Here is a 21,703-nt window from a genome sequence, read left to right as displayed (position 1 = left end):
GCAAGATGGATCACACCCCTTGGCATGCGGCACCAAAGCTGTACATGTGTCGCCGAACAACCGACAGGGATGTCCTATGCAGCTGCGTGCCAATCACCACTACCCGTCCCGCCGCTCCGCCGTTCTGGCCGAGAACATGGTCGCCACCTCCCATCCGCTTGCCGCGCAGGCCGGTGTGACGATGCTGGCACGCGGCGGCAACGCCGTCGATGCCGCCCTCGCCGCCGCCATTGCGCTTACCGTGCTCGAACCCACCGGCAACGGGATTGGCTCGGACGCCTTCGCGATCCTGTGGGACGGAAAGGACCTGCACGGCCTCAACGCCTCGGGCCGCTCGCCTGCGGGCTGGACCGCAGCGCGTTTCGCGGGACTGACAAAGATGCCCTTCCGGGGCTGGGAAAGCGTGACGGTCCCCGGGGCGGTTTCCGCCTGGGTGAGCCTCTCGGAACGTTTCGGCAAGCTGCCTTTCGCGGACCTCTTCGAGCCCGGCGTGCGCTACGCCGAAGGCGGCTTTCCGGTCTCGCCGATCATCGCGAGCCTCTGGGCCCGCGCCGCAGAGACGCTCGGCGATCAACCGGGTTTCGCCGAAACCTTCATGCCCGGCGGGCGCGCACCCAGAGCGGGCGAATTTTTCTCCAGCCCCGGCCATGCCCGCACCCTGCGGCTGATTGCCGAGACTCGCGGCAAAGCTTTTTACGAAGGTGAAATCGCCGAGAAGATTGCGGCCTATGCCGCACGGCACGACGCGGCGCTCACGCTTGAGGACATGGCCGGCCACCGCACCGATTGGTGCGGTACCATCTCCAAGGGCTTCGACGACCTCTCGTTGCATGAAATCCCGCCAAACGGACAGGGCATTGCCGCGCTGATGGGCCTTGGCATCCTTGACCAAACCGGCATCCGCGACCTGGATGCCGACGACCCCGCGGCCCTGCACCTGCAGATCGAGGCGATGAAGCTGGCCTTGCGCGATGCCGAGGCCTTCGTGGCCGATCCCGACCACATGGGCAGGATCACCGCAGAAGACCTGCTGGACGACGGCTATCTCGCCGAACGCGCGCGTCTGATCGACCCCGCCAAGGCCACCGATTTCGGTGCGGGTGCGCCGAAGCACGGCGGCACGGTCTATCTCAGCGCGGCAGACGCCTCGGGCATGATGGTGTCCTTCATCCAGTCGAACTATGCCGGTTTCGGCTCTGGCGTCGTGGTGCCGGGCACCGGCGTCGCACTCCAGAACCGGGGCGCGGGCTTCTCCCTCGATCCCGCGCACCAGAACCACGTGGGCCCGCGAAAGCGCCCCTTCCACACGATCATCCCCGGCTTCCTCATGCAGGGCGACGCCCCTCTGATGAGCTTTGGGGTCATGGGCGGCCCGATGCAGGCGCAGGGCCATGTGCAGATGACCCTGCGCACCCAGCTTTGGGATCAGGACGTGCAGATGGCCGCCGACGCGCCGCGCTGGCGCGTTACGCAGGGGCTCGGCGTGGCCTGCGAGACGACCTTCCCGGAGGCCACCATCGAGGCCCTGCGCGCCATGGGTCACGAGATCACACTCGAAGCCCCCGACAATGCATTTGGCTTTGGCGGCGCCCAGCTGATCCAGCGCCTCGGGGAGCGCGGCTATGCGGGCGGTTCGGACCCGCGCAAGGACGGGGCGGCCATCGGGTTCTGAGACAACGTTTGGGCCGATTGGTTTCTGCACAGCATGCGACACCTTTCGTGCCGGTCTTGCGCCGAAATCCTGGCCTCGCGGTAGAAACCCAGACCAATTATGACCCGTAAAACATTGAGATATAATAGCTTATAGCCACACCCTCGATCACGGATCGATCAGAATACTCCCCAGCACCTCCGCACCTCTCCCGGTCAAGCGGATTACCAGAACCTCGCCTGACCGCGTAGACCGGCCGGCGATCGCCGAAATATTCACCTGGTGCGTCACCAGCATCAGCCGCCCCTCCGTTTCGCGCAGCAGCTCAAGCGTCTCGGCAGTCTGGCGGTCACGTGTCGAATAGTCGCCGAAAAAGGAATTGAGCGACGGCGCCTCGATCACCGGACCGAGGTCAAGCAGTTCGGCGGTCTCCAGCGTTCGGCACCACTGGCTCGACAGAACCTTGTCAAAGGCGATCCCGCGCTTCCTCAACGCTTCCCCGATGGCGGCCGCCTGCGCCCGTCCGCGTGCATCGAGGTTGCGTTGGGTCGAACAGTCGCGCAATGCGAATTGCGCCGGATCACCCGTGCCAGGGGCCAGCGCGTGCCGCATGATCGCAATGGCACCGGGCAGCCTCAGGGCATCCCAGTCATTGGCCTGTGCGAGGCCGGGCAGCAGGAGCAGAATTAAGGTGAACCATTTCATATTCTTAAGCCTCATCCCTCATGTTCTACATTCATTTCGGAACGCTTTCGCGGACGCGTCATCCCGGCAGCACGGTGCGGTGCGCCAAGTTTGCGTCAACCAAGACGCCGGGGCACACCCTGCGGCAGACATGGGGCATGGCCTTCGGAGGACAAGCCTCATGCGCGCCCAATTCCCCGATTGTCCAGGTCGGAGGATTGCCCTTTCTCGGCCACCGCCCGCCCCCCCTGCGCCTTGCGCCTTCCTCTCACAACTCCAATTGCGTCGGGCCGATATCCGGGTAACCTGCAAGACATGGCACTCTTGCGCATCATGCTCTTCCTGCTCCTGGCAGGCACCGCCTCGGCCCAGACCCTGCGCGAAGCGGGGCTTGAGCTTGTTCTGCTCGCCGATGCCTCGGGATCGATCGATGCGGAGGAACTGGTCTTCCAGCGGCAGGGATACGCCCAGGCGATGACCGATCCGGAGGTGATCGCGGCCATCCAGAACTCGATCTACGGGAATGTCGCGGTGATCTATGTTGAGTGGGCGGCAAATACCGCCGCTGTTACCGACTGGATGATCATCGACAGCCCCGAGACAGCACGGTCCTTCGCGGATGCTCTTACCGGGCCGCCGCGACAGGCTTACGGCAGCAACGCCATCGGCGCGGCCCTGCTGGACGGCTTGCGCCTTATTGAACAGAACGACATCTACGCGCCTCGCGCCGTGATCGACTTTTCCGGCGACAGCATCCGCAATTCCTCCGGCCCTTCCATCGCTTCGGCCCGTGCGGAGGTCTTGGCCGCCGGTATCACCATCAACGCCCTGCCGATCCTGCGCCCAGAAGACGGAAGGCGCGCGGGTGCAAACCTCGAAGAGGAATACGCCAACCGCATCATCGGCGGGCCGCGTGCCTTCATGGTGACCGCAGAGGGCCGGGCGACCTTTGCGCAGGCGGTGCGTCGCAAGCTTGTGCTGGAGATATCGGGCGTGACGCCGGAGACGCACTTGGCTGCCTGCTGCGACTGAGGAACTGCCTGGGACGGATCGACGCCAATTCGCCGAAGACGCGCCCCACCGCCTGAAGTAAGGGTCCTGTCCCGGCCATTCAGCTTGCGCAACGAAATGCACCCGTGGCATGCGGTGGAAAAGGCTGATCTGGGTGATCCTGTTGTTCCTCAAGACAATCGTGGCCACGGTCAGAATGCTCTCGCGCGCGGCGCATTCTTAATGTACCGATGACGCAGATCAGGCGGCGACTGCGGACGGTTTCGGGGCTGGCCGCCTGCGGTACTCTGCGAGGACCGAGGCGCATTCGGGGTCCCGCTCGGCCAGAAGCAGCGTCGCTTCCAGCATCCGGGCCTTCGATCCACAATCAAAGCGCGTCCCGGAGAATCGCTACCCAACCAGACCGACCCGCGACGCACCCCGCGCAATGGAATCGGTAAGCTGTATCTCGCGCCCCGTCCCCGGCGTCGTCTGGGCCAGATCGTCAAAGATGCAGCCATCCAGTACGTAACGGCCAACGACCGCGTCGCGTGACGGCGCATCGGCGGGGTCGGGCTTTTCGACCATCCCGTCGGCACGTAGCAGCCGCCCTGAACGTTCCGTCACCGAGAGCATGCCGTACTTGCGTGTCTCTTCTTCCTCCACCTGCAAGCTCACTACCATCCGCTCGCCCCCTGCTTCCCGCGCCTCGTCAATCGCGTACTGGAAAAGCGGCGTATCGATAACCGGCAGCAGCTCCTTTGGGGTGGCCTTGGTCGCCGGCAGGAAACGGCTCCCGAGAGCAGCGACTGGAAAGATGGCGGTGCGGATCCTGGGCGATATCGGGCTCTCCAATCGTTGCTGCTGCACTGCGGAATTCTGGCCGCGATGCAGAATAAGTCAAAATACGACATTGAGAATGTCGTTTTTGCCCTATATCAACTCTCACAGTTGCCACTTTTTGGGACGCTATCGCCTATTTCGCCCAATTCTTGGGCGTAGGCCGCCGGAATAGCCCAATCCACCCTGGTTGGTCCGGCAGAAATTTGACGCAGCGCGACCCGGGCGCCAAGTGAAACGTCAAGGAGACGTAGACCCGAACGCCACAATCAGCGTGGCCGGAACAAGAGGACGGCATGAAGCACGAGCCTATCGAAGGACGCCCCTTTCGCAACCGGGCGCTGCGGTACCAAACCGTTGCCGTGGTGAGGGCCGGGTCCTGGGGTACGGCAACCGCCACCACGCTGGCACGGAGCGGCACCTCGACACGTCTCTGGGACCGCTCTCTGGGCGCGTTCCATCCACACAGAACCAAGGGGGCGAACCTGATCTTTGATCATCCCGCCTCCGGTCAATCCATTCAAAACCTTGCAGAAAGGACCTTATGACACCTGATATCAGCGCATCCACTCACGCAATTGCCGACAAGCCCCTGGTCATCGCAACCGACCTAGACGGCACTTTCTTGGGCGGCAGCGACGAAGCCCGCAAAAGGCTTTACAGCTGGATCGAAAGCAACCGCGCGCAGGTCGGGCTGATCTTCGTCACCGGCCGCGAGCCGCGTTTCATCCGCGACCTCGTTCGCCAGAACAACGTGCCCCGACCCGATTTCGTGGTGGGCGACGTGGGCACCACAATCGCCGAATACGAAAGCAACCACTTCGTGGCCCCGATCGAGGCCCTGGAGGCGGAAGTCGCCCGCGCCTGGAACGACGCAGGCCTACGGGTGCAGGCCGCGCTCAAGGGGATCTCGGGGCTGCGTCTGCAAAACACCGGCTTTCGCTACCGGATGAGCTACGACATGGACCCGGACCGCTTTGACAGCCGCGCGCTCGACATCGTGGCCGGGCTCGGTCTCGACGCGCTGATCTCGGACAACCGCTATTTCGACGTGCTGCCCAAGGACGTGAGCAAGGGTCCGTCGCTGCTCAGGCTCATCACGCACCTCGGCGTCGACAGCCGCCGTTGCCTTGTCGCCGGCGATACGCTCAATGACCTCAGCATGCTGGAACTCGGGCTCCCTGCGGTCGCGGTCGGCAATGCCGAGGCGGGTCTGCTCGACCGGGTGGCCGATCTCGACCACGTCCACGTCGCCAAATCCGATGGCGCCGCCGGGATCGCCGAAGCGATCCTCGCCTTCGAATTCTTTTCCCAAAAAGCTGCTTGAAGGAGACCGCCAATGCCGTCCGATCTCGTCATCGTCTACCACCGCCAACCTTACGAAGAGAAGGAGGAAGGTGGCAAAGTTGTCCTCAAGGAAAACACCAGTCCCAACGGCATCGTGCCGACCCTGAAAAGCTTTTTCGGCGCGGTCGATCATGGGGCATGGGTTGCGTGGAAACTGGCTGACGATCCGTCGAACCCGGATTTCGAGCCAGTGATCGAGATATCGGACGATTACGGCAACTACTCCGTCTCGCGTCTGCCGCTTTCGGCGGAGCAGGTGCGGGAATTCTACCATGTCACCTCGAAAGAAGCGTTCTGGCCGATCCTGCACAGCTTCAAGGAAAAGTATAACTACGACCGCGTCGAATGGCCCAACTTCCGCGAGGTGAACTGGGCCTTTGCCGAGGCCGCCGCGCAAGAGGCCGCCCATGGCGCACTGGTCTGGGTGCATGACTATAACCTCTGGCTTGTGCCCGGCTACCTGCGCAAGATGCGTCCCGATCTGCGCATTTCCTTCTTCCACCACACGCCCTTTCCGGCGGCGGACATGTTCAACGTCCTGCCCTGGCGGCGCGAGATCGTGGAAAGCCTGCTGGCCTGCGACGACGTCGGTTTCCACATTCCGCGCTACGCCGAAAACTTCGCCTCGGTCGTTCAAAGCCTCTTCGACGTCAAAGTCACCGACCGTGGTCCGGTGCCCGATCACCTCTTTTCCGAAGGTACGGCCCTTGCCGAGCGTCGGGTGAGCGGCGCGTTGGAGTATAAGGGCCGTCAGGTCACGCTGAGCGTGGCACCCGTGGGTGTTGACGTCGATTTTATCGACTACCGCGCCCAGCGCATCGAAACCAGCGCCCGTGTGGCAGACATCCGCGCCGATCTTGGCGACAGAAAGCTGATCCTGTCCGTCGGGCGCACCGACTACACCAAGGGCGGCGTGCAACAACTGGCGAGCTTTGGCAGGCTGCTGGAACAGAACTCCGATTTGCGGGGCAAGGTGCGCCTCATGCATGTCTCGGTCAGCGCCAACAAGAACATGACCGTCTATGCCGAGATTCAGGACGAGATCGAGCGCATGGCTGGCCAGATCAACGGGCGTTTCGGCACGCTGGACTGGCAGCCCGTTGCGTTGATCACCCGACCCATTCCGTTCGATGAACTGGTCGCCTACTACCGCGCCGCCCATGTGGCCTGGATCACGCCGCTGGCCGATGGCATGAACCTTGTCTGCAAGGAATTCATCGCCTCCCGCACGGACGATGACGGTGTGCTGGTGCTCTCCGAATTCGCAGGGGCTGCGGTCGAGTTGCATGAGGCGGTAATCACCAACCCCTTCTCGAACAGGTCGATGGACACCGCCATTTTGCATGCGCTTTCCATGCCGAAAGATGAACGCCAGGGCCGCATGCGCAGCCTGCGCGATACCGTCCGCCAGTACGACATCCGCGCATGGGGGGACATGGTTCGTGTGGGTCAGGACATGTCTGCGGACAGCAGGAACGTGACCGAATTGCCCAAGGACGCGGCCTGAGGCGTCTCAGAACCTGCGGGCAAAGAAACCCTGCCAGCCGTCAAGCCGGGTGGCTGGTATCTGTCTCGGCGCACGGAAGGGCACAGCGGTTTCAACCCGCCAGTTCCCTTCGGGCAACCGGATTTCCTGCGGCGCATCGCTCAGGCTGAAAGCGCAGAAGATCTCCTCTTCCCCGTGCCTCCGGATGAAACTGAGGAATTCGGGCCGCTGATCCACGATCTCAAGCGCTCCTGACCGCATGGCCCGACGCGATTGCCGATAGCCGATCATCCGCTGATAGAAATGCAGCATGCTCTCAGGGTTCTCGATCTGGTCAGCCACCGCATGTTCCAGATGATCGACCGCCAGAGGCAGCCACGGCCGCTCGGTCGAGAAGCCGCCGTTCGCCGCGTCGTGGACCCAGGGGATCGGTGTCCGGCAGCCGTCGCGCCCGTGATACTTCGGCCAGAAGCGGATGCCGTAGGGGTCCTGCAGGTCCTCGAAGGGCACGTAGGCCTCACCCAACCCCAGTTCCTCCCCCTGATAGAGGCAAACACTGCCCCGAAGCGACAGCAGCAGCGCCGCGTAGGTTCGAGCCGCTGCATCGCTCAGCCCCCAGCGCGAGACGTGCCGCATCACGTCATGGTTTGAGAACGCCCAGCATGCCCAGCTCTCCGGCCCCGCGTCTTCGAACCGCGTCAGCACCTCTGCCACGCGGTCGCCACTTGGGTGCAGCTTCGACAGGAAAGCAAAATCGTAGCACATGTGCAGCTTGTCACCGTCCGACGTATAGGCGGCCTGGATCTCCAATCCCTTCTGGGCATCGGCGATCTCCCCCACGGTGGTGCGGTCGCCATAGCTTTCCAGAAGCGCCCGCAGACGTTTCAGAAAGACCAGATTCTCTGGCCGGTTCTTGTCATAGACGTGCTCCTGCCAATTGTAGGGATTCACCCCCGGTGTCAGGATTTCGTTGCGCTGCGCTTCGGGCAGCACGGGATTGTCGCGCAACTGATTGTCGTGGAAATAGAGGTTCGCGGTATCGAGCCGGAAACCATCGACGCCCCGCTCCAGCCAGAACCGCGCGATGTCGAGCAATTCATCCTGCACCTCCGGATTATGCAGGTTCAGATCGGGCTGTTCGACGAGGAAGTTGTGCATGTAGTACTGCTGCCGCTCCGTCGACCACTCCCAGGCAGGGCCACCGAAGAGCGACAGCCAGTTGTTGGGGGGCGTGCCGTCAGGCTTGGCATCGGCCCAGACGTACCAGTCTGACTTGGCATTTTCGCGGCTCGTACGGCTTTCAAGGAACCACGGGTGCTCTTCCGAGGTGTGGCTAAGCACCAGGTCGATCAGGACCTTCAACCCCAAGTGGTGTGCCCGCTCGATGAGCGCGTCGAAATCCCCCAGCGTGCCAAAGATCGGGTCCACATCGCGGTACTCCCGCACATCGTAACCAAAGTCCTTCATCGGCGAGGGAAAGAAGGGGCTGATCCAGATGGCATCGACACCGAGGTCCGCCACATGCTGCAAGCGTTGGATGATCCCCGCCAGATCTCCAATACCGTCCCCGTTGCTGTCCTGGAAACTGCGCGGATAGATCTGGTAGATCACCGCCCCGCGCCACCAATCCGAAGCACGCGTCACGCCGTCCTGCACTCCTGCGCGCATCTGCTCGTTCATCGACAGCTTCCCCCGGTCTGCTCTTATCCACCCCTGCCCGAAAAGGCGTGCCGTTGATCGCGCGTTTGGGCGGTAAGAACAACCCGAACTATTCCTGAGCGCGGCAACGGCGTGTCCAGATCGGGCATATGCCGCGAAATTCAGCAGGTGAGTGGAAGGCCCCGGATGCTTGGCACCATAAGGCAGATGGCAAAGAACCTCGCCTTCGCCGTCACCTTGACCGCGCCAAGTCAGGGCATGTCTGTTCCCAGCGCCCTACCGCCGCTTTGACGTGTCCGGAACCCAATCCGGCACAACGCGGTCCATGGGATAGCATTTGTCCAGGTCGACGGGCGGCTGGATCACATACTTCCGGTCGAATTCCGCCCAGGGGTAGTCCATCCCCGACCGGATGATATGCGGCCAGTCGGGATGCGCGAACAGGGGCCGACCGACGACAGCCGCGTCCCCTGCCCCGCTGTCGAACACGGCCTCGGCCCCTGCTCCGTCGGCGATACCGCCGTTCACCAGCATCTGCTTGCCCGAGGTTTCGGCAATGGCCTTGGCCATGGGCACATCCGAATTCGGATCGCGGTTGTCGGTCCAGTCGAAGCTCGACCAATGCAGCGCGTCCGCGGCGCAATCGGCAAGGGCCGCGCCCACCTCGCGGGCGTATTCAACGCCGCCCGGCCAGGCGCCCATGAAGTCATCGACGCCGTCCTGGCTAAGCCGCAGGGTGATCAGCTTGTCCGGGCCGATGGCCTCCCGTACCTTCTGGCAGATCATCTTGGCAAAGCGCACGTTATTCTCGGCCGAGCCGCCGTAGGCATCGGTGCGCAGGTTGGTCTTGGGGTGGATGAATTGGTAGACGAGATAGCCGTTCGCCCCGTGTATCTCGACCCCGTCAAAGCCTGCCTCAATGGCGCGCGCGGCACCTTCGGCAAAGCCGTCGGCGACCTTCTCAAGCTCCGCCTCGGTCAATGCGCGGGCGGGTGGGAAGGTGACCTTGGGCCAGTCGCCCGACAGGCCCCGGTCATGTTTCTCTGCATCGCTGTCGGTATAGAGCACGAAGCCATCGCTTTGCGTGTCCGAAGCTGAAACCGGACTATCCCCCTCGAACAGGCAGCGCGGGTCCACTACCCGGCCACCGTGCATCAGCTGGCAAATGATCGGGGTGCCGAACGCGTGTACGGCGTCCGTAACCTTCTTCCAGCCAGCGATATGCTTGTCGTTCACGATACCCGGCTGCGACAGATATGCCTTGCAGCTCAGCTCATCGACCTCGTAGGTGCCCTCGGAGATGATCATGCCGATGCCGCCTCGCGCACGCCGCGCGTAGTAGGCGGCCATTTCGTCTGTCGGGGTGCCATCGGCCTCCGCGTTTTGCCGCGTGAGCGGCGCCATCACGAGGCGGTTCTTCAGCTCGATCGGGCCAATCTTGACCGAAGAAAATGTCTTGGGAAACATGGAATTTCCTTTCTCGATTGCGAAGGGTCAAACGGGTGCTCACCCCCACCGGACGAGGGCAGCCCCCACGAAGGCGAGCAGGACGCCCGCGATTTTCTGAAAGGACAGCCCCCGGGGCTCCAACCCGAAGGTGCCCACGAGATCGGCGAACACAGCGCCCAGAAGCTGCCCGGCGACCAGGCATACAAAGAAGAGTGCTGCCCCAGTCAGCGGCAGCAGCATGGCCCCGCCAGCGACAAAGGCCGCACCGATCACACCGGCGAGGATCGACCACCAGGGCAGGTCCAGCACCTGCGCTGGCCGGGTCGGTGCGCCGGTGGCAAGGAAGATCGCGAAGACGACAACCGCCGAGATCGTCAGCGAAAAGGCCGCTGCGGCGAAGGGCGAATTCAGCGTCTGCGCCGTCGCTGCATTGATCACGGGCTGCTGCGACAGGGTAAAACCGATGGCGCCGACCACCAGCATGGGCCAAATCAGAGACATCTCAGGTTCTCCGGTCCGACATGCCGCGGCTCACGTATCGTTCCGCCGGTTGACGGATTCGAGGTAGGCCACGCAGGTTTCGGTGCTTTCCACGTCCGCGAATTTCGCATCGATGTCGAAGAGGTTCCACGCCACAGCCCCAGGAACGCGGTCGCCGATGGCTTCTTTCACGGCAATCGTCCGGAAGCCTTCGGCCAGCCCGTCGCAGATGGTCGTGCGCACGCAGGCGGTGGCGGTCACGCCGGTGACAAGGATCGTGTCCACCCCAAGCCCCCGCAGATAGCCCGCCAGAGGCGTACCGGAGAAGCTGGAGGCGCGTTTCTTGAGCATCACCCATTCGCCCTCGACGGGTGCGATGCGGCTGTCGATGGCCCAGAGGTGTTCGTCCTTCAGGTTCACCGCCTCGACCGGAATCTTGTGATGCCAGAGCCCCATGTCCGAGTTCGGGCTGTCACGGTCCGTGATCTGGTAGGCGGTCGTGACATGCACCACCGGATGCCCGTTTTCGCGGCAGGCCTTCAGGAGCGCCTGCATGGCAGGAATGATCCGGTCGTCCACGCCCTCGCAGGTGAAGGGGTTGCCGGGGCGCGTCCAGGCGTTGGCCAGATCGACCGAGACCAGCGCGGGTTTCTTGCCGAAACCGATCCGGCGCTGGAAGCCGCGCTCGGCGTAGATGCGGGTGCTTTCGTCAAAGGCCTTTTGCAGGACCGCGTCGAGGTCTTCTTCGTCCATGTCACTTTTCTCCTACCGGATAAGAAAATGCCCGGCCCCTTTCCGGGGCCGGGCGCTGAGGCTCAGGCGCGCATCTCCCCGCGCAGGCTTTCCGTGGCCGCCGGGTCCAGCGCCCAGCCATAGCCATCGTCCACCTCCGTCAGCACCACGCCGTAATCCTCGCGCGCGTGATCGGCGGTAATGAACCCATCGAGCACGTCGTCGAGCACCTTTTTCGGGTCACGCTCCAGGGGATCGCCAAACCCGCCACCCGAGGGCGAATAGTAGCTGACCACATCCCCGATCTCGGTCCTGAGGCCGGAGAACTTGGAATACTCCTGCCGCGTCTCGCCGGAATGGATGTTATGGATTTCCATCTTGCCCACGGCCCCTTCCTTGCCGCCGAAGACACCCCAGGGTGCGTCCTCGTGACGGTCGGATTCGTGCGTCATGAAGCCCGGCGTCAGGTAGCGCTGGGATTTCACCACGCCCGATCCGCCCCGGAACTTGCCGGCACCCGGCGGGACATCGTCGCGCACCTCGTAGCGGTCGCAGATCAGCGGCAGGTGCATCCCGAGGTCTTCGAGCGGGTTGTTGCGCGTGTTGCGCATCAGCTCTTCGACCGTGTCCGGCCCGTCCGAGAAGGGACGCCCACCCATGGCGGCCTCGTTCACCTCCAGGAAGACCCAGTATTCGCCGTTGGGGCGCACACCGGAGTAAGCGGCGAAGGAGAGCGTCGCCGCGTTGCCCGCCGTCACCTTGTCAGGGATCACGGGGGCAAGCGCCTTGATCACGAGGTCTGCCATCCGCTGGATCTGGCAGAAGCGCGCCTCGGCCGCTGCAGGCGCGATCGGGTTGAAGATACAGCCCTCCGGCGCGATCACGCTGATCGGGCGGAACGATCCTTCGTTCGCGGGAATGTCATCCGTCGCCGTGTAGGTATCGAGCAGCATCGCCCGGAAGACGAAGAAGGCCGCCACCTTGGTCGAGCCGTCGAAGGGCACGTTGAAGGCCGTCGGCACCTGCGGAGAAGACCCCGTCAGGTCGATCTCGGCGCTGTCGCCCTTGATCCGGACACAGACCTTGATCGGCAGGGTCTTGCCCCGGTTCCGCCCGTCGTCGTCAAGGAAGCCTTCGGCAAAGTACTCGCCATCGGGGATCTTCGCGATCTCCGCGCGCATCCGGCGTTCGGTGTAGTCCATCAGCTGCTTCGTGGCCTGGATCACCGTGTCCTTGCCGTATTTCTTGATCAGTTCCTCGAAACGGCGCACGCCTAGCTCGGCCGACGCGATCTGCGCCTCGAGGTCACCCATCACGAGGCCCGGCACCCGCGTGTTGTCACGGATGTATTTCCACAGGTCCTCGTTGCGCTTGCCCTCGTTGTAGAGCTTTACACCGTCAAGCAGCATCCCCTCCGCCCAGACATCGGGCACGTCGATGATGAGACCGGGTGTCGCGGCGCCAATGTCTACGTGGTGCGCGGTGTTGGCCGAGAAGCCGACGAGTTCGCCGTCCGAAAAAACCGGCATCACGATAGCGATGTCGGGCGAGTGCGACGCGCCCTTGTAGGGGTGGTTGTGGATCACGCAGTCGCCGGGTTTCCAGTCTTCCAGCTTCACCGTTTGCTCGATCCCGCGCAGGTAGCCGGGCAGCGAGCCGATATGCATCGGCGTGGAGTCGGATTCGCAAAGCGTGTTGTATTCCGTGTCGAACAGCCCCGCGCCAAGGTCCTGGCTTTCGCGGATGATCGAAGAATAGCTCATGCGGTAAAGCACGTTGCCCATCTGCTCGGCGATGGAATGCAGCGCACCGCCGACGACCTGAAGGGTGATAGGGTCAAGTTCTTTTGTCATGTCTGCCTCCCTTACGCGCGCTCGATGCGGATATCGCCGTGACCGAGGACGGTCGCGGTGAATTTCGGCGGCACGATGGTGGTTGAGTTGTGCTGTGTGATGATCGCGGGGCCGCTGATCGTATCCTCGGCCAGAAGCTTCTCGCGGTCGTAGCGCGGTGTCGCCGTCGGCTGGCCATCGTCAAACACCGTGTCCTTGGTATAAAGCAGCGCCTCCTTGGGGTCCTTGCGCCCGCCTTTTTCAAGGCTCGGAAGCCGCAACTGATCGACCTGCGCCGATGCGATCACCCGCAGCGTCACCCCTTCGGTGATCTGGTCACGGAAGGCGTGGCCGTAGGTCTCCTTGTGGACGTTGAAGAAGTTGTCGATCACCTCGGACTTGTTGGCCTGCGTCAGGGGGACCAGGGGCATGTCAGCCCGCAGCTCGAACCCCTGCCCAAGATAACGGCACTCCATGATCTTGGTGTAGGTTCGGGCATCCGCATGGATACCGTCTGAATCAAGTTGTGCATCGGCCTCGGCGACGAGTTCATCGGCGATGGCGTTGATTTTGGCGAGTGCCTCGTCATCGGCATCGTTGAGGGTCTGCAGGACCGACCGGGTGTATTCGTACTTGAGATCGGTCACCAGCAGGCCCATGGCCGCCGTGATCCCCGGCTGCAGCGGCGAGATCACCGCCTTGGCCTGGATCATCTCGCCTAGCGCCACGGCATGGAGCGGTCCCGCGCCGCCGAAACCCATCAGCGAGAAGCTGCGCGGGTCGATCCCCTTGGCGACCGAGTTGGCGTTGATGGCGAGCGCCATGTTGTTGTTGATGATCTTGAGAATGCCGAGGGCCGCCTCGGTGACGCTCATCCCCAATGGGTCAGCGATGTTTTCCTTGATCGCCTTCTCGGCCAGCGCCTTGTCGATGGAGAGATCCCCGCCAAGGAAGCGTTCGGGGTCAAGCCGACCCAATGCCACCTGCGCGTCCGTTACGGTGGGTTCCGTGCCGCCACGGCCATAGCAGGCCGGCCCCGGCACGGCGCCGGCAGACCGGGGGCCGACGCGGAAGGCGCCGCCTTCGTCGATATAGGCGATGGAACCGCCCCCCGCCCCGATGGCGTCGATGTCAATCATGGGTGCCAGCACCGGCAGGCCCGCGACCTCGGTGTCGCGCGGGTTCTTGATGCGCAGCTCGCCGTCCTGAATGACCGAGATGTCGGCGGACGTGCCGCCGATGTCGATGGTGATCACGTTGCCGGTATCGCAATGCTCACCCGTCCACTTGCCGCCGATCACACCGCCAGCGGGGCCCGACAGCAGCAGGCCGATGGGATGAGTTGCCGATTGCGCCACGGTCGAGATACCGCCGTTCGACTGCATGATGCGGACCGGGCAGGAAATGCCGTTATCCCGCAGGCGGCTTTCCAGCCGGTTGAGGTAGAGCGCCGTCTTGGGCCCGATGTAGGCGTTCATCGCGGTCGAGGAGAAACGTTCGTATTCGCGGATCACGTTCACGACCTCGGACGAGGCGCAGATATAGGCGTCCGGCATCACCTCGCGCAGGATTTCCACGGCGCGCTTTTCATGCGCATCGTTTAGGAAGGAGAACAGGAAGCCCACGATCACTGCATCAAGGCCGCGCTTCTTGAAAAGCTCGGCCGCCGCATAGACCTCATCCTCGTCCATCGGCACTTCGATCTCGCCCGTGGGCGGCATCAGACGTTCGGTGATGGGCAGGCGGTTGCGCCGCTTGACCAGCGGTTTCGACTGCCACGGTACATCGAACTGGAGCGAGAAGTTATGCGGGCGCTTGTGGCGCGCCATGTGCAGGATGTCGCGGAAGCCCTTGGTGGTCAGCATCCCCACCTCGGCCCCGTTGCGTTCGATCACCATGTTGGTAGCGACTGTCGTGCCGTGGAACAGCACGCTGATGTCACCGGGTTCCACACCGGCAATCTTGCAGACCTGCAAGACGCCCTCAGTCACCCCTTCGGACTGGTCATGGGGGGTCGAGGGCACCTTGGTCACGACGACCTGCTGATCCCCCTCCCCGGCGGCCTGTGTGCGTTCCAGCACGATGTCGGTGAATGTCCCCCCGACATCAACTCCTACACGTATCATGTTTCACTCCTCACTTTTTTGTTTCGTTCAGGCGGCGTCGCCACGGATCAGCCCCTCAAGTGCGAGGGCCGCCCCCAGCAGGCGTTCGTCATGGTTTGCCGGTGCCGAGAGCAGGAAGCTCGTGGGCATTCCCCCGTCACCCGTTCCATTCGGGATCGCGACGCCGGGCAGGTTCAGGAAATTGCCAATGGCGGTATTGCGCAGGGTCATCAGGTTGACCTTGTGAAAGAGCGCATCGTCGGCCTCGAGCGGCGCGGTCAGCGGCGCGACATGGGGCGCGGTCGGCATGGCGATCAGTGCGCCGTCCAGCTTTGCTTCAAGGCTTTGCATGACTGCCATCCGCGCCCGTTGCAGACGGATGAGGCCAGCGGCAGAGATCGCCTTGCCAATGTCGATACGCGCGACGACGCGGCGGTCGATGCGGTCGCGGTCGGGGCCGTCCACCCGTGCCGCATGTTCGAAATAGGCTTCGGCGGCGGTGATCGTCCCGATCTCGCCCGCCAGTGCGGCGGCCTCGGCGAATTCGGGCAACGGGCCCCGTGAAACCGCAACACCGGCTTTCTCCAGTCGAGCCAGCGTTGCCTCAAAATTCGAAGCGACCTCCGGCTCCAACGCGTCCAGAACCACGCTTTCCGTCACGAACACGCGCAGCGCCTTGGGATCGGCACGACGGATGATGCCACCGACAGCCCCGCGCATCACGGCATCGGCGAGGATACAGTCCTCGACCGTCTGCGCCAGCGGACCCACGGTATCGAGCGTTTTCGACAGCGCGAAAACGCCCGTCGCGTCAATGCGCCCCTCTGAAGATTTGTATCCCGTCACCCCGTTGAAGGCCGCCGGGATGCGCACCGATCCACCGGTATCCGTGCCGATGGCGATGGGGGCAAGGTCCCCTGCAACAGCCGCCCCCGACCCCGATGACGACCCGCCGGGCGAGCGCGGTCCGTCGGTGGAGCGCGGGTTCAAAGGCGTGCCGTAATGCGGGTTCAGCCCGATACCGGAATAGGCGAATTCCGTGAGGTTCAGCTTGCCGAGGCTCACCATCCCTGCAGCCGCGGCATTGGCCACGATGGGCGCATCTGTCCCTGCCGGGGCCGCATCGCGGAACAGGTCCGAGGCGGCGGTCGTGGTCTCGCCCGCCATGTCGATCAGGTCCTTCCAGGCAATCGGCACCCCGTCGAGCGGTGACAGCATCCTGCCCGTTTTTGCGCGGTCGCGGGCTGCCGTGGCCTCCGCCAAAGCCCGGTCGCGGGTCACGGTCAGGAAAATCGGCGAGGTCTGCGCCTCGATCCGCTCAAGCAGGCATTCGGCGAATGACACTGGGTCAAGATCGCCTGCCGCGATGGCGCGACCAAGGGTGGCCGCCGTGGCCCCGATATAGGACTGCGGCTCCTTCACTCTGCCCCTCCCCCGCGGCACGCCAGCGGCATTCTGTCCTCCGCCGCGCCCGCCTGCGTCACTCGGAAAACCCTATCCGGTCGGCGGCCAAGGGCCGCCGTTCCATGCGATCCTCTCGGCATGGTCGTCCTTCCTTTCGTCGTCTCCCCGACACGCGGGCGCGCCTGCGCCCGGCGTCCTGTCCTACGGGTGCCGCGTCCTCATGCGGCATCCAGTACGATTGTCGTGCGATCGTGCCGCCACGACAGATCGACCTGTCGTCCGGGTTCGACCTCGGTGCCCGCGATCTTGTCGCGGTGCACCTCAAGCCGCACATCCAGCCGTTCGTCCATCCGCACGGCGACATGCACCACCTGCCCGACCCGGTCGAGCGAGGTGACCGTACCGCGCAGCGTGTCCAATTCGTCTTTGCCCTTTCCCTCCCCGGCAGGAAGGATGTTCACGTATTCAGACGGCACCACGGCCATGGCCTTGCTGCCCGTGCTGGCGCGGCCCGGATCGAAGCCCGTCACGCCGCGAAGCTTGCCGAAACGCGTCTCCAGCACCGAGTTGCCGGCATCAACCGACGCAAGCTTGCCCTCGATAATCTTGTTGCGCCCGATGAAGCGCGCCACGAAGGGCGACTTCGGCCGGGTATAAAGCTCGAACGGTGGTGAAATCTGTTCCACGCGGCCCGCGTTCATCACCACGACGCGGTCACCCATCGACAGCGCCTCGGATTGCGCGTGGGTCACGAAGACAAAGGTGATGCCCAGTTCGCGCTGCAAAATCTTGAGTTCTTCCTGGATCGACTTGCGCAGGTTCGCATCCAGCGCGCCAAGCGGTTCGTCCAGCAGCAGGATATCCGGCTCGGTCACCAGACCGCGCCCCAGCGCAAGGCGCTGCTTTTGGCCGCCCGAAAGCGAGGCCTCCTTCTCTCCGGCAACATCGCCAAGCTCCAGCTTCTCGATGATCGCGTCTACACGGCGGTCGACTTCGTCCGTGGGCAGCTTGCGCACCTTCAGCCCAAAGGCGATGTTCTGGCGCACGGTCATATGCGGAAAGATCGCGTAGTTCTGAAAGATCGTCGCCGTGGGCCGCTTTTCGGTCGGCACATGGGTATAATCGTTACCCCGGATCAGCAGGTTGCCGCCCGTGATGCTTTCAAGCCCGGCGATCATGCGCAGCGTCGTGGTCTTGCCACAGCCCGAGGGGCCCACGAAGGAGATGAATTCCCCCTTCTTGACCTGAAGATCGAAATTTTCCACGGCGACGGTACCGCCGGGATAGACCTTGCGCAGTTTCACAAGTTCCAGATCATAGTCAGCCATCGGGCGCGACCCCTGTCATCGGTTCGGTTGGGAAGGGAGGAGAGCGCCATCGCGCTCTCCCCGGTGTCGTCGTTCAGGATCAGGCGCTGAGGAACTCGTCCCACTTGCTGATCAGGTGATCGTACTCGTCCGGCCACTGGTGCCAGTACTTGATCTTCGACGCGCGCTCTTCGAGCGAGCCGCCGTCGCGCAGATCGCCTTCCATGATGCCGCGGTCCGGCGCACCGACCCAGGGCTTGCCCTCGTACCAGAAGCCGTACTTGTCGGCGTCCATCACGTCCTTGATGTTGGTCGTGGGCGAATAGTAGCCCTGCTCGGACACGGTGATCGCGGGCGGACCGGAGAGCCAGTAGTCGCAGTAGGCGATCACGGCATCTTCGTTCGGCGAGTTCGCGATGAGCGAGTTGCCGATGGACCAGGCGCGATAGCCCTCACGCGGCACGGCGTAGGAACACTGGATGCCCTGCGCCTTCACCGCCATCACGGCAGGCTGCCAGGCGTCGGCGAGGATCATCTCGCCCGAGGCCAGCAGGTTCACCAGCTCGCCGAAGTCGCCCCAGAGCGCGCGGAACTGCCCGGCCTTCTTCTTGGCGACGAGGAACTTGGCGGCCTCGTCGATCTCCTCGACCGTCGGGTTGCCGGGGTTCTCGTTCTCCAACAGGCCCAGCGAGGTCATCGCCAGCACCGCCTGCCCGAAAGCAATGAGCGGGTCCACGTTCAGACCGGTCTTGCCCTTGAATTTCTCGTCGAAGAGCGCAGTCCAGGTGTTGGCTTCTTCGGCGTCCACGAGGTCCGGGCGATAGCCGATGGAGTCGAAGTTGTAGACCGTCGGCACCATCCAGAGCTGCGTCTTGCCCTCGTCCGCCCAGATCTGGCCGGAGATCTGCGCACGCGCCTCCATCCGGGGATCGGTGTCGGTGAAGGTGGGACGGATGTTGCCCCAGTTCGACAGCGACGCGGTCGGGATCGGCTTGATCGTGTTGGTGATCGTCATGGCGGGCAGACGCTCGCCGATGGTCTCCCACACGTCGTAAGCGGTGGAACCCGACAGCAGTTCGGTCTGGGTGTTGGGGAAGATGTCCGCCTTGCCCGAGACCGAGCCAACGCCCGACTTTTCCTTGAAGTCGTTCAGGATGCGTTCCTGCACCGTCACCGACAGACCCACGGTGCGCAGCTCCTGGCTGCCCAGGTGGCCCGCCGAGAGCGCCATCTGCGGTGTGAACAGCATCGAGCTGGCCCCTAGTGCCGTGCCCCCTGCCAGGAACCCCCGGCGTGATGTCTTGTATTGTTTCATTTCTTTACTCCCTCCGTTGGAAAAAAGACCGTTGTTTGCCCGTTTTCAGTACCTGCCCACGAGTAACCCCCCATCCACCGTGACGACCTGGCCGGTCATATACCGGGCCGCATCGGATGCGAGGAAATGAATGACGTCCGCGATGTCGTCGGCTTCGCCGACCCGCCCCATCGGGATGAATTCCGCTGCTTTCTCGAGCCCCGCGGGGCCAAGCGAGTGTTCTTCGGAAAGCGCCTGCGCCGTCCGTATATATCCCGGCGCGACGCCGTTCACGCGGATGCCGCTGGGCGCGAGTTCGACCGCGAGGCCACGCACCAGCCCGACGACGCCGGACTTGGCGGCCGAATAATGCACGTGTTCATCCCAGCCATAGGCGACGCCCATGATCGAGCTGAGACAGATGATCGAGCCCTTCCTGGCCTCCCGCATCTTGGGCGCGGCGGCGCGGATCAGCCGGATCATGCCCTTGAGATCGACGTCGAAGGTGAAGTCCCACTTCTCGTCCGTTAGCTCATCCAGCGGCACCTTGTGCGCGATACCTGCGTTACAAACGATGGTGTCGATGGCGCCGTAAGCGTCTTCGACCTTCGCGACAACCGCCTCGGCCTGTTCGGTAGAGGTCACGTCAAGCTTGTGGAATTCGGCCTGCCCGCCCTCAGCATTGATCGAATGGGCAACCTTCTCGCCCGCCTCATCGAGGATATCCGTGACGATCACCCGGTAGCCCGCCTTGCCGAAGGCATGGGCCGTCGCCCGACCGATCCCGATCCCCGCCCCTGTTATGATTACCGTCTTCACGTCTTCCCCCTTTCGCGCCTGCTAGAGCATCACGTCCCCGGAATTCGGCCCGAGCGTCTGGCCCACGTAAATCTTCGCATCTTCCGAGGCGAGAAACGCCACGGTCGCCGCGACGTCCTCCGGCTCACCGAACCGGCCCAGCGGCAATTCCGCCGCCTTGGCGGCACGCCATTTGTCGGAAAGGGTCATGACCAGTTCCGTGTTGATGGGCCCCGGTGCGACCGCGTTCACCCGCACACCCTGCGCGCTGACCTCGCGCGCCAGCGCCTTGGTCATGCCGATGATGCCGGCCTTGGCGGCTGAATAATGAACAAGTTCTACCCCGCCGATCTGGCCAAGCTGGGAGGCGATGTTCACGATCACGCCCGTTCCCTTCGCGACCATCGGTCCGATGGCCCGGCGGCTGCACAGGTAGGTGCCGCGCAGGTGGACAGCGATCATGCGATCCCAGTCGTCGTCCTCCATATCCTCGAACCGCACCTGGTGGACGATGCCGGCGTTGTTCACCATCAGGCTCGGATCGCCCCAGGCATCACGGCACGCTGCAAAAGCACTTTCCACATCCGCCGCCTTGCTCACGTCTCCCGCGACCGCGATGGCCTCGCCGTCCGCATCCTTGATCGCCGCAACCGTCGCCTCTGCCTTGTCCTGCGCGAGGTCCTGCACCGTCACCTTTGCGCCCTCGGCCGCCAGACGCAGCGCGATCGCCTTGCCGATGCCGCTGCCCGCACCGGTCACGATAGCCGTATGATGGGCAAGGCGGTCCGACATCAGATGTCCTCCTGTATGCCGGTGGCCTTGCGGGATCGCCGCACGGTGATCCCCATCAGGATGCCGTAGACCGCCAGCAGCGCGAAGGAGAAGAGCGTTGTCAGCACCCCGAAGGCAAAGAGGTTGGGGTGGATTTCCACGGCGAAGGTGCCGTAGATCGCAATCGGCATGGTCACGTCCGAGCCGCCTGTGAACAGCGTGCGCGGAAACTCGTCATAGCTGAGGGTCAATGCAAACAGCATGGCCGACAGCACGCCCGGAAAGATCATCGGGAAGGTCACCTTGCGGAACGTCTTGCCCGGCGGCACGCCCAGCGCCCAGGAGGCTTCCTCGATGGATTTGTCGAACCGGTTGAAGATCGCCAGCATCACGAGGAAGGCAAAGGGATAGGTATAGACCACGTGCAGCACGAAGGCCGTGCTCCACCAGTTGCGGTCGATGCCGAACTGGTCGGCGACCAGCGCCATGCCGAGGCCCAGCAGGACGCCCGGCACCATCATGCCCAGCACGACGAGGTAGAAGACAAACCCCGACCCCTTGAACCGCGTCCGGAACGCCTGCGCGGTCAGGGTACCCAGTACGGTCGAAACAACCATCGTGGCAAAGGCCAGGCTCAGCGACCGCGTCAGCGCCTCGCCGATGGGCAGCGGTGCGACCCGCGACGGGGGCGCAAAGCCCAGCACGTGCTTGTACCAGAAGGTCGACCATTCGATGATCGGGAACTGCGGCCCCCCGTCGGGACCCTTCTGGAAGCTGAGGATGCCCATCACGATGAAGGGACCGTAAAGAAAGGCGATGAACAGCGCCGTGTAGATCGCCAGTCCGTACCGAAGGGGGCGGAGTTGGTGCATCG

19 protein-coding genes are annotated in these 21,703 nt (G+C 63.6%); 5 read left to right on the top strand and 14 right to left on the bottom strand.

Annotated features, from left to right (window positions below; translation table 11 throughout):
* Positions 1-76: 76 nt before the first annotated feature.
* Entirely contained in the window at positions 77-1,672 is a 1,596-nt protein-coding gene (locus AB2B41_RS16950) for a gamma-glutamyltransferase family protein (RefSeq protein ID WP_367879003.1), read from the top strand.
* 147 nt (positions 1,673-1,819) lie between these two features.
* Here AB2B41_RS16950 and AB2B41_RS16945 read toward each other — a convergent pair whose 3' ends face one another.
* Entirely contained in the window at positions 1,820-2,356 is a 537-nt protein-coding gene (locus AB2B41_RS16945; RefSeq protein ID WP_367879002.1) for a histidine phosphatase family protein, read from the bottom strand.
* A gap of 294 nt (positions 2,357-2,650) precedes the next feature.
* On the opposite strand from AB2B41_RS16945, the gene AB2B41_RS16940 reads away from it, so the two are divergent.
* Positions 2,651-3,367 carry a DUF1194 domain-containing protein gene (locus tag AB2B41_RS16940; protein WP_367879001.1) on the top strand — a complete coding sequence of 239 codons (717 nt, stop codon included), beginning with the start codon at positions 2,651-2,653 and terminating at the stop codon, positions 3,365-3,367.
* A 369-nt stretch (positions 3,368-3,736) separates the two neighbouring features.
* On the opposite strand, the gene AB2B41_RS16935 is transcribed toward AB2B41_RS16940, so the two are convergent.
* Positions 3,737-4,195 carry a sugar phosphate nucleotidyltransferase gene (locus AB2B41_RS16935; protein ID WP_367879000.1) on the bottom strand — a complete coding sequence of 153 codons (459 nt, stop codon included), beginning with the start codon at positions 4,193-4,195 and terminating at the stop codon, positions 3,737-3,739.
* 266 nt (positions 4,196-4,461) lie between these two features.
* Here AB2B41_RS16935 and AB2B41_RS16930 point away from each other — a divergent pair, with 266 nt between their 5' ends.
* The 3 genes from AB2B41_RS16930 to ggpS are packed head-to-tail and all read left to right on the top strand — an operon-like array spanning position 4,462 to position 7,019.
* A complete protein-coding gene (locus AB2B41_RS16930) occupies positions 4,462-4,713 on the top strand; it encodes a hypothetical protein (protein ID WP_367878999.1) in 252 nt (83 codons plus the stop codon).
* On the top strand, positions 4,710-5,492 hold the full coding sequence (locus AB2B41_RS16925) for an HAD-IIB family hydrolase (RefSeq protein WP_367878998.1): 783 nt from the start codon (positions 4,710-4,712) through the stop codon (positions 5,490-5,492). The genes AB2B41_RS16930 and AB2B41_RS16925 overlap by 4 nt, the downstream gene beginning before the upstream one ends.
* Before the next feature lie 12 nt (positions 5,493-5,504).
* The gene (ggpS, locus tag AB2B41_RS16920) at positions 5,505-7,019 is read left to right on the top strand and encodes a glucosylglycerol-phosphate synthase (RefSeq protein ID WP_367878997.1); all 1,515 of its coding nucleotides are present in this window, start codon (positions 5,505-5,507) and stop codon (positions 7,017-7,019) included.
* Positions 7,020-7,025: 6 nt separating this feature from the next.
* Here the strand turns inward: ggpS and AB2B41_RS16915 are convergent, their stop codons facing one another.
* From AB2B41_RS16915 to AB2B41_RS16860, 12 genes are all read right to left on the bottom strand, one after another.
* A complete protein-coding gene (locus AB2B41_RS16915; protein ID WP_367878996.1) occupies positions 7,026-8,678 on the bottom strand; it encodes an alpha-glucosidase in 1,653 nt (550 codons plus the stop codon).
* A gap of 255 nt (positions 8,679-8,933) precedes the next feature.
* Entirely contained in the window at positions 8,934-10,124 is a 1,191-nt protein-coding gene (locus AB2B41_RS16910; RefSeq protein ID WP_367878995.1) for an oxidoreductase, read from the bottom strand.
* A 39-nt stretch (positions 10,125-10,163) separates the two neighbouring features.
* The gene (locus AB2B41_RS16905) at positions 10,164-10,607 is read right to left on the bottom strand and encodes a DMT family transporter (protein ID WP_367878994.1); all 444 of its coding nucleotides are present in this window, start codon (positions 10,605-10,607) and stop codon (positions 10,164-10,166) included.
* A gap of 30 nt (positions 10,608-10,637) precedes the next feature.
* On the bottom strand, positions 10,638-11,339 hold the full coding sequence (locus AB2B41_RS16900; RefSeq protein WP_367878993.1) for an isochorismatase family protein: 702 nt from the start codon (positions 11,337-11,339) through the stop codon (positions 10,638-10,640).
* Between the two features lie 62 nt (positions 11,340-11,401).
* A complete protein-coding gene (locus AB2B41_RS16895; protein ID WP_367878992.1) occupies positions 11,402-13,171 on the bottom strand; it encodes a hydantoinase B/oxoprolinase family protein in 1,770 nt (589 codons plus the stop codon).
* An 11-nt stretch (positions 13,172-13,182) separates the two neighbouring features.
* Positions 13,183-15,276 (bottom strand): hydantoinase/oxoprolinase family protein, encoded by a 2,094-nt coding sequence (locus AB2B41_RS16890; RefSeq protein WP_367878991.1) that lies wholly within the window; start codon positions 15,274-15,276, stop codon positions 13,183-13,185.
* Between the two features lie 27 nt (positions 15,277-15,303).
* Complete coding sequence (locus tag AB2B41_RS16885; RefSeq protein ID WP_367878990.1) at positions 15,304-16,677, bottom strand: amidase; 1,374 nt, start codon at positions 16,675-16,677, stop codon at positions 15,304-15,306.
* A 200-nt stretch (positions 16,678-16,877) separates the two neighbouring features.
* Positions 16,878-17,987, bottom strand: a complete 1,110-nt coding sequence (locus AB2B41_RS16880) for an ABC transporter ATP-binding protein (protein ID WP_367878989.1) — start codon at positions 17,985-17,987, stop codon at positions 16,878-16,880.
* 79 nt (positions 17,988-18,066) lie between these two features.
* On the bottom strand, positions 18,067-19,281 hold the full coding sequence (locus AB2B41_RS16875; RefSeq protein WP_367878988.1) for an ABC transporter substrate-binding protein: 1,215 nt from the start codon (positions 19,279-19,281) through the stop codon (positions 18,067-18,069).
* A 45-nt stretch (positions 19,282-19,326) separates the two neighbouring features.
* Positions 19,327-20,079, bottom strand: coding sequence for an SDR family NAD(P)-dependent oxidoreductase (locus AB2B41_RS16870; protein ID WP_367878987.1), 753 nt, complete (start codon positions 20,077-20,079; stop codon positions 19,327-19,329).
* Positions 20,080-20,100: 21 nt separating this feature from the next.
* Entirely contained in the window at positions 20,101-20,850 is a 750-nt protein-coding gene (locus tag AB2B41_RS16865) for an SDR family NAD(P)-dependent oxidoreductase (protein WP_367878986.1), read from the bottom strand.
* Positions 20,850-21,701 carry an ABC transporter permease gene (locus AB2B41_RS16860; RefSeq protein ID WP_367878985.1) on the bottom strand — a complete coding sequence of 284 codons (852 nt, stop codon included), beginning with the start codon at positions 21,699-21,701 and terminating at the stop codon, positions 20,850-20,852. The genes AB2B41_RS16865 and AB2B41_RS16860 overlap by 1 nt, the downstream gene beginning before the upstream one ends.
* Positions 21,702-21,703 lie beyond the last annotated feature (2 nt).

This window comes from Sulfitobacter sediminis, from assembly GCF_040811725.1.
In the GTDB taxonomy this organism is placed as follows: domain Bacteria; phylum Pseudomonadota; class Alphaproteobacteria; order Rhodobacterales; family Rhodobacteraceae; genus Sulfitobacter; species Sulfitobacter sediminis.
Note: the sequence above shows the minus strand (reverse complement) of the source record. Positions and strands in the feature narration are given on the sequence as shown.